General features: G+C 38.0%; 16 protein-coding genes and 1 pseudogene. 3 read left to right on the top strand and 14 right to left on the bottom strand.

Annotation, left to right across the window (positions count from 1 at the left end; all coding sequences use genetic code 11):
• Position 1: 1 nt before the first annotated feature.
• Entirely contained in the window at positions 2–1,441 is a 1,440-nt protein-coding gene (locus STRINF_RS09365; protein ID WP_006532889.1) for a TrkH family potassium uptake protein, read from the top strand.
• 20 nt (positions 1,442–1,461) lie between these two features.
• Here the strand turns inward: STRINF_RS09365 and yidD are convergent, their stop codons facing one another.
• From yidD to STRINF_RS09430, 14 genes and pseudogenes are all read right to left on the bottom strand, one after another.
• A complete protein-coding gene (gene yidD / locus STRINF_RS10085; protein WP_081442297.1) occupies positions 1,462–1,722 on the bottom strand; it encodes a membrane protein insertion efficiency factor YidD in 261 nt (86 codons plus the stop codon).
• Entirely contained in the window at positions 1,723–2,448 is a 726-nt protein-coding gene (locus STRINF_RS09370) for a pseudouridine synthase (protein WP_006532891.1), read from the bottom strand.
• Positions 2,449–2,478: 30 nt separating this feature from the next.
• On the bottom strand, positions 2,479–3,075 hold the full coding sequence (gene scpB / locus STRINF_RS09375) for an SMC-Scp complex subunit ScpB (protein ID WP_006532892.1): 597 nt from the start codon (positions 3,073–3,075) through the stop codon (positions 2,479–2,481).
• A gap of 48 nt (positions 3,076–3,123) precedes the next feature.
• Positions 3,124–3,828 (bottom strand): segregation/condensation protein A, encoded by a 705-nt coding sequence (locus tag STRINF_RS09380; protein ID WP_006532893.1) that lies wholly within the window; start codon positions 3,826–3,828, stop codon positions 3,124–3,126.
• Positions 3,828–4,568, bottom strand: a complete 741-nt coding sequence (gene xerD / locus STRINF_RS09385; RefSeq protein ID WP_006532894.1) for a site-specific tyrosine recombinase XerD — start codon at positions 4,566–4,568, stop codon at positions 3,828–3,830. The genes STRINF_RS09380 and xerD overlap by 1 nt, the downstream gene beginning before the upstream one ends.
• Positions 4,561–5,028, bottom strand: a complete 468-nt coding sequence (cbpB, locus tag STRINF_RS09390; RefSeq protein ID WP_006532895.1) for a cyclic-di-AMP-binding protein CbpB — start codon at positions 5,026–5,028, stop codon at positions 4,561–4,563. Before cbpB ends, xerD begins: the two co-directional genes overlap by 8 nt.
• Entirely contained in the window at positions 5,025–5,546 is a 522-nt protein-coding gene (locus tag STRINF_RS09395; RefSeq protein ID WP_006532896.1) for a metallophosphoesterase, read from the bottom strand. Before STRINF_RS09395 ends, cbpB begins: the two co-directional genes overlap by 4 nt.
• The gene (locus STRINF_RS09400; RefSeq protein WP_006532897.1) at positions 5,528–6,556 is read right to left on the bottom strand and encodes a nucleoside-triphosphate diphosphatase; all 1,029 of its coding nucleotides are present in this window, start codon (positions 6,554–6,556) and stop codon (positions 5,528–5,530) included. The genes STRINF_RS09395 and STRINF_RS09400 overlap by 19 nt, the downstream gene beginning before the upstream one ends.
• A 17-nt stretch (positions 6,557–6,573) precedes the next feature.
• Positions 6,574–7,383, bottom strand: coding sequence for a glutamate racemase (gene racE / locus STRINF_RS09405; protein WP_006532898.1), 810 nt, complete (start codon positions 7,381–7,383; stop codon positions 6,574–6,576).
• 183 nt (positions 7,384–7,566) lie between these two features.
• The gene (locus STRINF_RS09410; protein ID WP_006532899.1) at positions 7,567–7,809 is read right to left on the bottom strand and encodes a YneF family protein; all 243 of its coding nucleotides are present in this window, start codon (positions 7,807–7,809) and stop codon (positions 7,567–7,569) included.
• Positions 7,810–7,947: 138 nt separating this feature from the next.
• Positions 7,948–9,189, bottom strand: a complete 1,242-nt coding sequence (locus STRINF_RS09415; RefSeq protein WP_006532900.1) for a diaminopimelate decarboxylase — start codon at positions 9,187–9,189, stop codon at positions 7,948–7,950.
• A gap of 122 nt (positions 9,190–9,311) precedes the next feature.
• On the bottom strand, positions 9,312–10,004 hold the full coding sequence (locus STRINF_RS09420) for a Bax inhibitor-1/YccA family protein (RefSeq protein ID WP_006532901.1): 693 nt from the start codon (positions 10,002–10,004) through the stop codon (positions 9,312–9,314).
• A 31-nt stretch (positions 10,005–10,035) separates the two neighbouring features.
• Positions 10,036–10,509, bottom strand: coding sequence for an HDIG domain-containing metalloprotein (locus tag STRINF_RS09425; protein ID WP_014335199.1), 474 nt, complete (start codon positions 10,507–10,509; stop codon positions 10,036–10,038).
• Between the two features lie 124 nt (positions 10,510–10,633).
• Positions 10,634–11,375 (bottom strand): annotated as a pseudogene (locus tag STRINF_RS09430) (TrmH family RNA methyltransferase).
• A 35-nt stretch (positions 11,376–11,410) separates the two neighbouring features.
• On the opposite strand from STRINF_RS09430, the gene STRINF_RS09435 reads away from it, so the two are divergent.
• Together STRINF_RS09435 and yidC are read left to right on the top strand one after the other, a co-directional pair.
• On the top strand, positions 11,411–11,689 hold the full coding sequence (locus tag STRINF_RS09435) for an acylphosphatase (protein WP_006532904.1): 279 nt from the start codon (positions 11,411–11,413) through the stop codon (positions 11,687–11,689).
• 86 nt (positions 11,690–11,775) lie between these two features.
• Positions 11,776–12,690, top strand: coding sequence for a membrane protein insertase YidC (gene yidC, locus STRINF_RS09440; RefSeq protein WP_043878455.1), 915 nt, complete (start codon positions 11,776–11,778; stop codon positions 12,688–12,690).
• The last annotated feature ends 85 nt before the right edge of the window (positions 12,691–12,775 follow it).

Consider the following 12,775-nt stretch of genomic DNA (forward strand, 5'->3'; position numbering starts at 1 on the left):
TATGAATAAAAGTATGGTTCGTTATCTCCTAGCAAAACTCCTATTGATTGAAGCTTCTTTGATGCTGGTTCCTGTGATTGTGGCTTTTATCTACCATGAAAATATGCGAGTGATTAATAGCCTTGTTATTACAATTGGTATTCTCGTTATCATCGGACTTCTCGGAGTGGCTTTCAAGCCCAAAAATTACCATGTTTACACCAAAGAGGGACTCATAATCGTTGCTCTGTGTTGGATACTTTGGTCTTTCTTTGGAGCACTACCATTTGTACTTTCAGGACAAATTCCAAGTATCATTGACGCTTTCTTTGAAATGGTTTCTGGATTTACCACGACTGGTGCTACTATTTTACCTGATGTTGCGGTGCTATCACACTCGCTAGTCTTCTGGCGAAGTTTCGCCCACCTTATCGGTGGTATGGGAGTGCTGGTGTTTGCGCTAGCCATTATGGAAAATAGTAAAAATAGCCACTTGGAAGTCATGCGTGCTGAAGTGCCTGGTCCTGTCTTTGGTAAAGTGGTTTCTAAACTGAAAGAAACAGCGCAAATTCTTTATGTCATTTACCTCAGTATGTTTGCCATTTTAATGGTTATTTTGATGGTAGCTGGCATGCCTGCCTTTGACAGTATTATCACTGCAATGGGTTGTGCTGGTACTGGTGGTTTTGGAGTCTATAATGATTCTATTGCTCATTACAACAGTTCACTAATCACAAATATTGTCTCAATTGCTGTACTCCTTTTTGGGATTAACTTTAACTTGTACTATTTCTTATTACTTCGTAAGTTTAAAGCATTCTTTAAAGACGAAGAACTAAGAACTTATATTGGGATTGTTGTGATTGCAACAGCTCTAATCTGGTTGAATGTCAGTGGCCTTTACCCAAGCGCTGGTAAGGCTTTGAAAAATTCATTATTTGAAGTGGCTAACGTCATGACAACAACAGGATTTGGAGTAACTGATTTGACCGTTTGGCCTTTGTTTGCTCAGGTTATTCTGCTCTTTCTCATGTTTGTCGGAGGATCTGCTGGATCAACTGCAGGTGGTATTAAGGTCATGCGTGCACTGATTCTAACGAAAATCGCAAGAAATCAAGTGCTCTCAACCCTTTATCCAAACCGTATCATGACTATCCATATCAACGAACAGCCACTTGATAAGGAAATTCAACACGGTGTCCTTAAGTATTTGACATTATATGTTTTCTTACTTTTAGGACTAACCTTAATGCTATCACTAGATAATAATAATTTTATGGTTGTGGTCAGTGCAGCTACTTCAACCTTTAACAATATTGGACCAATGCTTGGAACAAGTCAAACCTTTGCAATCTTTAGTCCGTTTTCAAAACTACTCATGTCATTTGCTATGATTGCAGGACGTTTGGAAATCTACCCAATGTTACTACTTTTCATTCCAAAAACATGGTCAAAATATTAAAAATCGAAAAGAGGAAAGCCTTAGCTTTCCTCTTTTTTTCTTCGAAAATCTTTATTGCGTCGAAGTGTAAAATAATCTGGGACCGGATCATCACCACCCTCTACAAATGGATGGCAACGTAAAATACGTGCAATTCCCATAAGAACACCCTTTAGCCCATGCTTTTCAATCGCCATAATCATGTAATTCGAACAGCTTGGTCGATAGCGACAGGATGGAGGGGTCATGGGGGAAATCCGTTTTTGATACCATTTAACAAGCGCAATAAGCAGTTTTTTTATTCATTTTTGTTTGTTAACAGCTAAATTATGTAACTGGCTGATTTCTTTTTTGCTCAAACGACGTGATTCACCTGGGCGAAGACCTGATAGATCCAAAGTCCCAAAGTTCGTACGAGACAATTTATCTACCAAAAGTCCAACTAATTCGAACATTTTCTTAACTTGGTGGTTACGTCCTTCATGAATAGTCAATTCAACCACTGAACGATTTTTTTCAGGATCTACTTTGATGATGTTGTAACGAGCTGGTTTTGTCTTTTTGCCATCGATAACAACACCACGTGTTAATGGACGAAGATTTTCTTTTGTCGCAAGTCCTTTAACACGAGCTAAGTAGACTTTGTCAATTTCGTTACGTGGGTGAATCATTTCATCTGTGAAATCACCATCATTTGTCAAAATCAAAAGTCCAGTAGTATCCCAGTCCAAACGTCCAACAGGGTAGATACGTTCTGTAACATTTGGTAGCAAGTCAACAACCGTTTTACGGCCTTTGTCATCTGATACACTTGAAATCACACCACGAGGTTTATTAAGAAGGTAATAAACTTTTTCTTCGTTATAGATTGGTGTCCCTTCAACTTCAACAACATCACCAGCTTTAACCGTTGTAGCTAGTTCTGTGACAACTTTACCGTTGATGGTTACCAAACCTCTTTTAATCAAATCTTCAGCTTTACGACGGCTGGCAATTCCCGCATGGGCAATGTATTTATTAATTCTCATATTCTTTCCTTTAACTGCTTTTTAGCTATTTTACATCATTTCGTCAGTTTTAGCGAGTTCTGTTTCTTCCTGGGCTAATTCTGGCTCTTCAAAAAGGGGCATTTCTTCATTAACCACTTCGATATTTGACACGTCAATCAGCTCACTTAGGTCATTGATTCCCATAAAATCTAGGAAATAATCCGTTGTCGCATAAATATTTGGTCGACCAATTACTTCTTTTTTACCAGCTTCGCAAATTAAACCTAGAGCCATTAATTTACTGATAGCACTGCTAGAATTAACACCACGAATATCATCAACTTCAATACGTGTTATCGGTTGTTTGTAAGCAATAATGGATAAAACTTCCAAACTGGCACGTGATAAACTTTGATTGACTGGAGCTTTTGCAAAATCACGAAGCAAATCAGCAAAAATTTCTTTAGTCACAATTTTATAACAACCTGCTGTCTCAATCAAACAAAGACTTGATGAGTCGTCAGCTTTGTATTTCTGTGCTAATTTTTCCAGTTGTTGTTGGAGCGCCGTTGGTGTTAAATTAACTATACTAGCCAAATGACGTAAGCTCAAGCCTTCTTCACCTGCTACAAAAAGAAGGGCTTCAATCTGAGCTAAATAGTTCATATAACTTCCTTTCTTAATTTTGTTTACCAAGGGTTATCGTTTTTTCACTCAACTAACACTTCGTAAAACGATATCTCCAAAGTTTTCCTTTTGTTCTACTTCCACCTCATGGACTTTAATCAATTCTAAAGTCGCCAAAAATAAGGTAATCATTTCTGGAATAGATTGACATTCTTTGAAAACCTTGTTCAAAACAAGTTTTTTAGACTGACTGAGACGTTCTGAAATAACCGTCATCATGTCTTCAATACGATAATCATCACGCTCAACAACCGTATGACTATTTTTCAATTCTCTTCGCTTTTCAGCCATAACATGTGAAAATGACAAGAAAAGATCCATAATCGTCTTGTCATGAGCTAAAACCGCATCTTCAAAAATTAATTCTTGTTTTGGTTTTGAGTAAAATTTAGCACGTTCATCGTGCTGTGCTGACATTTCCTCACTAATCGCCTTGAAGCGACGATATTCTTCGATTTGTGCCAACAATTCTTGTTCAGGATCATCTTCTTCTGGCTCTGTTTCAACAATTTTTGGAAGTAGCTTACGGCTTTTAATCAGCATGAGCTGACTGGCCATAACCATATATTCACCTGCCACTTCTAATTTCATGGCTTGTAAAGTTGAGATATAAGTCAAATACTGCTCGATAACTTCCACGATTGGAACATCGTAAATATCCATCTGATATTTAGAGACCAAGTGCAAAAGCAAATCCAGAGGCCCTTCAAAATCTTTTAATTTAATATCCATTAGTTATAAAATTTCTCTAAAGTCACTGGACTCTTAAGCCCTAAATTGCGACTAACTTCTAATAAAGATTTTCCTGCTGCTTTTTGATGTAAAACATATTGATGGCGCATGTCCTGCGCTGATAAGTCTTCCAGACCTAAAGAAGCCGAAAATGCTTTTAATTGATTGAAGAACCATTGTCTTGAATAAGATTTACCTTGATTATCAAAAAGATAAATCTGTTCTTCAGACAAATTGGCAGTCATGTAATCAAGCAATTTTGCAGGAACTTCTAGCACTCTGACCAAACCAGCTTTTTGCACGCGCAAAACAGCAAAAGTCCTATCCAAATCAGCAACTTTTAAGCCTTGAAGGTCACTAGACGACAGGCCCATTTCAATCATCAAAAGCGCAATCAACTGACCAGCTTGATACGAACTTTCTTGATAAAAAGCCGAATAATCCAGCAACTCCTTACTAACCGGTTTTGTGGCCAATTTTTCTTTATTGCTTAATTTATAAAAACGATCTAAGCGCTCAGTATCATACAAAAAATACAAAAACTGATTTACCGCTGAAATCTTACGCTTTTTGGCTGAGATTTTTAGAGGTGCCAATGAATGCTCATAAAGCGCCAGCTTTTCTTTGCTGACTTTGCCATCAACAGCCTCAACAAACTGCTGCAAATCATAAAAATAAGCATTTCTAGAATTCTCTGAGAGAGACTTACTGTCAATAAATTCTTGGATAAAATCAATCATCTTTCGGGGTAATCGTATAATAATCAGTGAAATCGTGTAAGAGACTATTAACAGCCTTTAGAATCGATTTACGTGTAATAATGCCTAGGAAGTGGTTATTTTTATCTAAGACTGGCAAGAAAGGATAGTCCACTAACAAATGCATAATATCCGTTAAGCTTGAAGTATCACTAATGGTTTGTAATTTGGTATTAACCATCTTACCAATATCAGTCTGAGCCAATTCCCAATCGGTCAATTGATTTTTAGCTTGATAAGACATAATGTCAGCAATGCTGATAGTTCCAACGTATTCTTTATCTTTGGTGATAACAGGAACACGTGAATAACCATTATTAGCTAAAAGTAACATAGCGTGGTCTGAATTATGCGTATCAATAAAAATCGCCAAATCTTCTGCCGGAATCAAGTAGTGATCCAAATGGCTAAGAAGAAATTCTTCAAATTCTTTTGCTATCATCTGTCAAATTCCTTTGAAAGTGCCGGATAGAGTTTGTGGTCACGTGTGTAAAAATCAACCTTAATCTTGTCTTTAGTGATAATTACTTTAGCATAAAGCTTTTCTTTGACATCACCACGAGGTTGAAGAACACTACCTGGATTGATAAAAATAGTTTTACCATTACGCCAAGCTGCTGCTCGGTGCAAGTGCCCATAAAGGCAGATATCTGCATCTTCTTCTTGAGCAAATAAATCCAATCTATCCCATGTAAAATTAATGTTATAAAGGTGCCCGTGAGTTTGTGCTATGACAATATCGTCAAGATAAGTTGTCAATCTTTCAGGATAACCATTATCGTAATCACAATTACCACGAACCACTTTGATACCATCCCAAATGGGATCTGAACTTGGTAGCTCAGAATCTCCATTATGGAAAATGGCATCAACTTCGCCTTGATAACGTTGTTTAATATTGCTAATAATCTCACGGTCACCGTGAGAATCACTCATTACAATTATTGTTCTGCTTTCCATACTGGGAATGCCTCCATTAATTTCTTAACAGCCAACCCGCGATGTGAGATTTCATTTTTTTCATCTGCTGTCAATTCAGCAGCGTGACGTCCAGTTTCACCAACTAAGAATAGTGGGTCATAACCAAAGCCGTTGTCGCCTTTTGCTTCCATAGCAATGTAGCCAGGCCAATCTGCTTCAACAACCAAACTTTCCTTATCTGGTGCAGCAACCACAAGTGTTGTGTGGAATTGCGCTGAACGGTCTTTCATATCAAATACCATTGCTAATTCATGAAGCAATTTAGCATTGTTTGATTCATCTGTAGCGTCTGGGCCAGAGAAACGAGCTGACCATACACCAGGAAGACCACCAAGGACATCAACTTTCAAGCCAGAATCATCAGCCAGAACCATTTTTCCAGTTAATTTTGAAATCGTTTCTGCTTTCAAGCGTGCATTTTCTTCAAAGGTCATTCCAGTTTCTTCCACTTCAGGCAATTCTGGGTGGTTATTTAGGTTTTCAACTTTGATGCCTAGTTGATCAAACATTTTACGAAATTCTTTGGTTTTACCTTCATTGCGTGTAGCAATTAAGATGGTATCACCAAATGCATTTTCAGATGATTTTCCAAAAAAGGCTGACGCAGCAACACCGTCTTCTGGTAGATGCACAAATAACAATTGGTCATCCTCAGTAACCACAACCGCACCCGCACGTTGTTGCACTTCTAAATGACGATTAGTTTCTTCGTTAATCATGCCAACAACAAAGCGAATCAATTGAAAATCAGATGATTTTTTAACAACAGTGACGTTGTAGCCATTAAATTCGTCTTTATGGCAGCCGCCTTCACCGTGTCCGTGACATTTGCCACAGCATTTACTTGCAACAAGTTTTGCGACTTGTTGGCTCAATTCATAAAGATCGTCACCACAGACATTTCCAAGACCTGAAATAGCATTGAAGCCACCCCACTCGCCAAGGAACCAATTTTCTTTATCTTTATACTCATAAATTTTATCAGCCATTTATTACCATCTCATTTCTATTTGTTCAACTTTTCCAAATCAACATGTTGCACATCAATGTCAGTTCCTAGCCAGTTCACCGCAATTTCTTTAAAACGCTGACTACTTGCTGTTGTGTAGAAATGGTGATCTACAGCATTTTCAGTGCGACTATGATTAATTTCAAAGTAATTTAATAACACTGACACATCTCGAATACATTCAGCACCACTATCGATTAATTTAACATTAGGTCCCATCACATTTTGAATGATTGGACGAAGTAGTGGGTAATGCGTACATCCAAGAACCAATGTGTCAACTTTGCCAACAAGCGGCGCTAAACTTTCGTAAACGACTTTTTTAGCAACACTTGACCCCATTTCATTTGACTCAACGATTGGAACAAACTTGGAACAAGCTAGACCGCTAACTTCCATTTTGGGTGATAATGATTTTATCTTTTCAGGGTAAACTTCTGAATTAATGGTCATCGGAGTTCCGATAATCCCAATTTTACCGTTACGCGTCGATTTAATCGCGGCACTAGAACCTGGTAAAATAACACCAAGAACAGGAATATCAAGTTTCTCTTTAACTTCTTTCCAAGCAACTGCTGTCGCTGTATTACAAGCAAAGACAATCATCTTAACATTTTTAGTTAACAAGAAATTTACCAATTCCCAAGTGTATTCTCTAATTTGCTCAGCAGGTCTAGGACCGTAAGGAGCTCTTGCTGAGTCTCCAATATATACAATTTCTTCATGTGGTAGTTGACGCATCAATTCACGCACAACTGTTAAACCACCAACTCCAGAATCTAAAAAACCAATTGGTCTATTATCCATAGAATCTTCTTTCTAATAAGGGAATTAGACTTAGAAAAAACCCAGTTGGTGAGCCAACTGAGTCATTCATTTCTGAGCTCTGTGCTCGAAAACGTTTGTTAAAGACTGACTTGTATGTAAGGTCAAAAACTATCAAACAATAAGTCATCCGCCTTTAGCATTTTTCAAACCAAAGCGTAAAGATTATTTTTTAGCTTTTGCTGCAGCTGCTTTTGATTGTTTGATAATGTTACGGTACGTTTGTTGAATTTTAGCTTCACTAGGTTTTTGACCCATTTGGCTCATCATTTCACGGATCGCATCAGGCGTCAAGCGTGGGTGTTCACCGATTTCCTTTTCAAACTGTTTACGAGCGATAAAAACGCCACCAACAAGGCCACCAAACAAAGCAACCAAAACTAACAAAATCCAAAGAAATGTTGTCATGAATATTTTCTCCTAAGTTTTTACATAATTTATTATAGCAAAAATGGAAAGAGTTTACAAATTCTTGAAAGCTTTTTCTTAATAAAAAAACAGCTAACTAAAGGCCATCTGTAGTCCTTAGCTAACTGCTCTTATAACTTATTCAAAATCAAATCCTTTAATGGTTGCAAAATAATCTTCTGGTGTTTCGGCACGGCGGATTAAACGTGCACTGCCATCTTCTTGATAAAGAATCTCAGCTGAACGTAAGCGACCATTGTATTGATAACCCATTGAAAAACCGTGTGCTCCTGTATCATGAATGACCAAGGTATCACCGATGCGCGCTTCAGGTAATTCACGCTGTTTAGCAAATTTATCGTTGTTTTCACAAAGGGAACCAACCACATCGACCACCTCAAGTTTTCCATTGGAATTTGTCATGTTTGTGATGTGATGATAAGCATCATACATGGCTGGGCGCAACAAGTTAACAGCTGAGGCGTCAACACCAATGTATGTGCGATACGTTTGTTTGCGGTGACGAACTTTGGTTACAAGCAAACCATGTGGCGCCAGCATGAAGCGACCAAGTTCAGTAAAGATTTTCACATCACCAAGCCCACCAGGAACCAACACCTCATCAAAGACACGGTGGACCCCTTCACCAATCACCGCAATATCATTAGCTTTTTGCTCTGGACGGTAATTAACTCCAACTCCACCAGATAAATTGATAAAGTTAATCATAACACCAGTTTTTTCCTTCACCTCAACAGCTAATTCAAACAACTGACGGGCTAACTCTGGGTAATAATCATTGGTCACTGTGTTTGAAGCAAGGAATGAATGAATCCCAAAGTTTTTGACACCTTCTGCTTTCAAATCTTTAAAACCTTGAATCAGCTGATCTTTGGTCATTCCAAATTTTGATTCTTCTGGATTGTCCATAATATCTGTTCCAAGCGAGAAAACACCACCTGGATTGTATCGAAGTGACACAGTATCTGGTAAGCCTGCCACCTCTTTTAAAAAGGCGATATGTTCGTAAGCATCAAGGTTGATGGTTGCACCGATTTCTCTAGCGTACTTGAATTCACGCGCTGGCGTATTATTTGATGAGAACATGATATCAGTAAAGCCTAGCTTGTGGCTCATCAAAAGTTCCACTTCTGTCGCACAATCCACCCCGCAATTTTCCTCTTGTAGAATCTTCAAGATAGCTGGTGTTGGGGTAGCTTTTACGGCAAAATATTCCTTAAACCCTTTATTCCAAGCAAAGGCCTTGTTCAAAGCGCGAGCCTTTTCACGAATCCCTTTTTCATCGTAAAGGTGAAATGGCGTTGGAAATTCATTCGTAATGTTTTGAAGCTCTTTGGCTGAAATAAATGGTGTTTTCATAATTAATTCCTCGAATTTTCAAAATATTAGGACCATTATAACATAAAGACAAGAAATGACCAATGACCTTGGTCTGAAAAACGAAAAAAACTAGTGCAAACAAAGTTGCACTAGTTAATTCATTAATCATCGCTTCCGAACAAGCGAAGTAAATTCAAGAATAAGTTGATAAAGTCAAGGTAAAGACTAAGTGCCATTGAAATAGCCCAACCATCACCAACTTGACCACCTGTTGCTTCATAAACACGCTTAATCATTTGATTGTCATAAGCGATAAGCCCTGAGAAAATCAATACTGAAATAATACTGATAACAAAGCTCATCATCCCTGAGCCAATAAAAATATTGACAAAGCTTGCAATGATGATACCAATCAAAGCTGCCAAGGCTGCTTTTGCAAAGCCAGACAAATCTTTTTTAATGACAAAACCAAGAACTGACATCACACCAAAGACTAAGGCAGATGAGACAAAGGCTTGTAAAACCGTTGTTTGTGTGTAAGCAACAATGATGAAACTTAAGGTAAAGCCATTCAGAGCTGAATAAAATAAAAACAAAGGCAAAGCAGATGGTGTATTTTTACGAGCAGCACCGCTAGCTAAGAAAACCAAAGCCAACTCTAAGAAAACTGCACCATAATAAATAAATGGGTGATTAGTCATGATGTTAATCATATTGTCAGTAAAGACATAAAGCATCAAGAATGAGACAAAGGCTGACAAGCCTATTCCCATACCAACTAATCCATAAATTTTAGCAAAAAAGCGATTCAACCCACTATCGGTCTGTGTGTAAATAATATCGTTCTGATTCAAAAGAATCTCCCTTCCTGATAAATTCTATCCATTAACGATGGTTACTTGGTAAAATCTTACGGCTGTAGCGTCTTTTCTTACCAAAACGATTGCGAAATGGTGTAATGGCTTCTTTGACAGCCCAATACTTATCGACCATCGTCACAATGTAACCTTCTTTATAACGCGGCGGAGCAATCGTTGCCCCCCACATGTGTTTTAAAATGATATCTTCTTCACGCTTATTTAAAGTCGTTAATTTTCTAGCGTTTCGAACAGCAATTCTTGGATGTACCCACGCATGCCCCTTATTAAACTTGGTTTCTCGCCAATCATAATAAAAGAAATCATGCAAAAGACCTCCACGCGCAGTGGCTTTTTCATCCCAACCTAGTTTTTTAGCAATCTTATAACTCGTATAAGCCACATTAATTGAATGTTCCATACGGGTTGAATAATGATGCTGCGGAATATTATCTAGCTTCTGAAAACGGGGGTGTTTGATGAGATGACCAACGAGTTCCATGAACTCTTTATCTTTTTTATATGCACCTATTAGAATCACCTTCTTTCACCCTAATTATAGCATATCAGCTTAAAATAGACTGAAACGATGAACTAAAAAATTCAAAATATGAAAACGTTTAAGATTAAATTAAACTAAAGAGAACAATCCCTGTTGCCACAGCAACGTTCAAACTTTCTGCTTGTCCAGGCATAATGATGTGGGCCAAAATGTCAGCTTGTTTTGTCATTTGCTCTGAAATGCCATTTCCTTCATTTCCCATGACAAGAGCAAACTCACCTTTATGCTCAACAGTCTTGTAGTCAACAGAATCTTTTGAAAGCGTCGTAGCAACTAACGGCACACCAAGACTTTGCAATTTTTGGCAAGCTTCATAAACATTGGTACACCAAACTGGCAAATGAAAATGACTACCTTGCATTGAACGAAGAGTTTTTTGATTGTAAATATCTGCCGTTTTCTCAGAAATCAATACCCCATCCAAACCAGCAGCATCAGCCGTACGAATCATGGTTCCGACATTCCCAGGGTCTTGAACATCTTCTAATACCAAGTAACGATCAGCTTTCAAGTCAGCTAGCGGTAAGCTTGGCATCACCACTTCTGCAATAATGCCCTGTGGTGTCTTAGAGTCTGTTAATTCTTTTAAAACCTCAGGCGTCACATAAGTTACATGAGATAAGCCCTCAACGCGGTCTGAAAACTCTTCAAGAACAAAAATGTTCAAAAATTCTGCATCAGCTTTTTGCGCTTCCTCAAACAAGTGCCACCCTTCAATCAAGTAAGAATGTTCGCGGTATTTTTTTTTCAATTAATTTTTTAGTCTTTTTAATGAGATTATTTGATTTAGAAGTTATAATAGTCATAAGAAGATTATAGCATATAATAGGAGGAATTTGAGATGAAAAAAGTTCGTCTAATCGTCTCAGGCCGAGTTCAAGGAGTGGGGTTTCGTTATTCGACTTTCGCCCTTGCTCAAAGTCTAGGTGATATTTACGGTCGCGTCTGGAATAATGATGATGGTACCGTTGAAATCCTCGCCCAGTCCGACGATTCCGCTAAAATGGCAAAATTTATTCAAAAAATTCGCAAAGGACCATCTAAATGGGCAAAAGTAACCTACGTCGACGTCAAAATGGCAAATTTTAAAGATTACACTGATTTCCAAATTGCCAACTAATTCTATAAATAAGACTACAGACGTATTGAGAAAATGCAGAAAAAACAGTAAAATAGTAGGATATTATAATAAAAGGAAACAATCAATTGAAAAAGAAACTAAATCGCGTCCTCTTCTCAGGACTAAGCTTATCGTTATTGTTCTTACTAAGTGGTTGTGTCAGCCGAGATTCACATGGTAACCCAACAGGAACTATTTGGCACTTGCTCGGTGAACCAACGGCAAAACTTATCCAATACTTTGCCAACAACATGGACCTTGGATTTGGCTTAGCCATTATCTTAGTAACAATCATTGTTCGTTGTATCATTCTTCCGCTTGGACTTTACCAATCATGGAAAGCAAGCTACCAATCAGAAAAGATGGCTTATTTAAAACCAATCTTTGCACCAATCAACGAACGCATGCGTAATGCAACTACTCAAGAAGAAAAATTGGCTGCTCAAACAGAATTGATGGCTGCTCAAAAAGAAAATGGAATTAACATGCTTGGCGGTATGGGATGTCTTCCACTTCTTGTTCAAATGCCATTCTTCTCAGCTATGTACTTCGCAGCTCAATACACACAAGGTGTTTCTGGAAGTACTTTCCTAGGCATTGACCTTGGAAGCCGTAGTATGCCACTAACAGCCGTTATCGCTATCCTCTACTTCTTCCAATCATGGTTATCAATGCAAGCTGTCGCTGAAGAACAACGTGCAGCCATGAAGGGAACAATGTATGTTATGCCGCTCATGATGGTCTTCTTTGGTATGAGCATGCCAGCAAGCGTTCTCCTTTACTGGTTAGTCGGTGGTTTCTTCTCAATCATTCAACAATTGATTACAATGTTTATCATTAAACCAAAACTTCGTAAACAAATCGCTGAAGAATTTGAAAAGAACCCTCCAAAAACTTACAAATCAACTAAACGTAAAGACGTTACACCTGCTGCAACAACTCAACTTAATAAACCTAAGAAAAGTAACCGTAACGCTGGTAAACAATGTCACCGTAAATAATTCATAAACCAGAACACCAGAAAATTATTTCTGGTGTTTTAGTTTCCTTTTAATAACAGAACAAACAAAAAAGGCTTAACAGCCT

It is taken from the genome of Streptococcus infantarius subsp. infantarius ATCC BAA-102, from assembly GCF_000154985.1.
GTDB lineage: Bacteria > Bacillota > Bacilli > Lactobacillales > Streptococcaceae > Streptococcus > Streptococcus infantarius.

Coding starts and splice junctions, on each gene's coding strand:
- STRINF_RS09365 (WP_006532889.1), top strand. CDS start 2: ATGAATAAAAGTATGGTTCGTTATCTCCTAGCAAAACTCCTATTGATT.
- STRINF_RS09370 (WP_006532891.1), bottom strand. CDS start 2,448: ATGAGAATTAATAAATACATTGCCCATGCGGGAATTGCCAGCCGTCGT.
- scpB (WP_006532892.1), bottom strand. CDS start 3,075: ATGAACTATTTAGCTCAGATTGAAGCCCTTCTTTTTGTAGCAGGTGAA.
- STRINF_RS09380 (WP_006532893.1), bottom strand. CDS start 3,828: ATGGATATTAAATTAAAAGATTTTGAAGGGCCTCTGGATTTGCTTTTG.
- xerD (WP_006532894.1), bottom strand. CDS start 4,568: ATGATTGATTTTATCCAAGAATTTATTGACAGTAAGTCTCTCTCAGAG.
- cbpB (WP_006532895.1), bottom strand. CDS start 5,028: ATGATAGCAAAAGAATTTGAAGAATTTCTTCTTAGCCATTTGGATCAC.
- STRINF_RS09395 (WP_006532896.1), bottom strand. CDS start 5,546: ATGGAAAGCAGAACAATAATTGTAATGAGTGATTCTCACGGTGACCGT.
- STRINF_RS09400 (WP_006532897.1), bottom strand. CDS start 6,556: ATGGCTGATAAAATTTATGAGTATAAAGATAAAGAAAATTGGTTCCTT.
- racE (WP_006532898.1), bottom strand. CDS start 7,383: ATGGATAATAGACCAATTGGTTTTTTAGATTCTGGAGTTGGTGGTTTA.
- STRINF_RS09410 (WP_006532899.1), bottom strand. CDS start 7,809: ATGACAACATTTCTTTGGATTTTGTTAGTTTTGGTTGCTTTGTTTGGT.
- STRINF_RS09415 (WP_006532900.1), bottom strand. CDS start 9,189: ATGAAAACACCATTTATTTCAGCCAAAGAGCTTCAAAACATTACGAAT.
- STRINF_RS09425 (WP_014335199.1), bottom strand. CDS start 10,509: ATGGAACTCGTTGGTCATCTCATCAAACACCCCCGTTTTCAGAAGCTA.
- STRINF_RS09435 (WP_006532904.1), top strand. CDS start 11,411: ATGAAAAAAGTTCGTCTAATCGTCTCAGGCCGAGTTCAAGGAGTGGGG.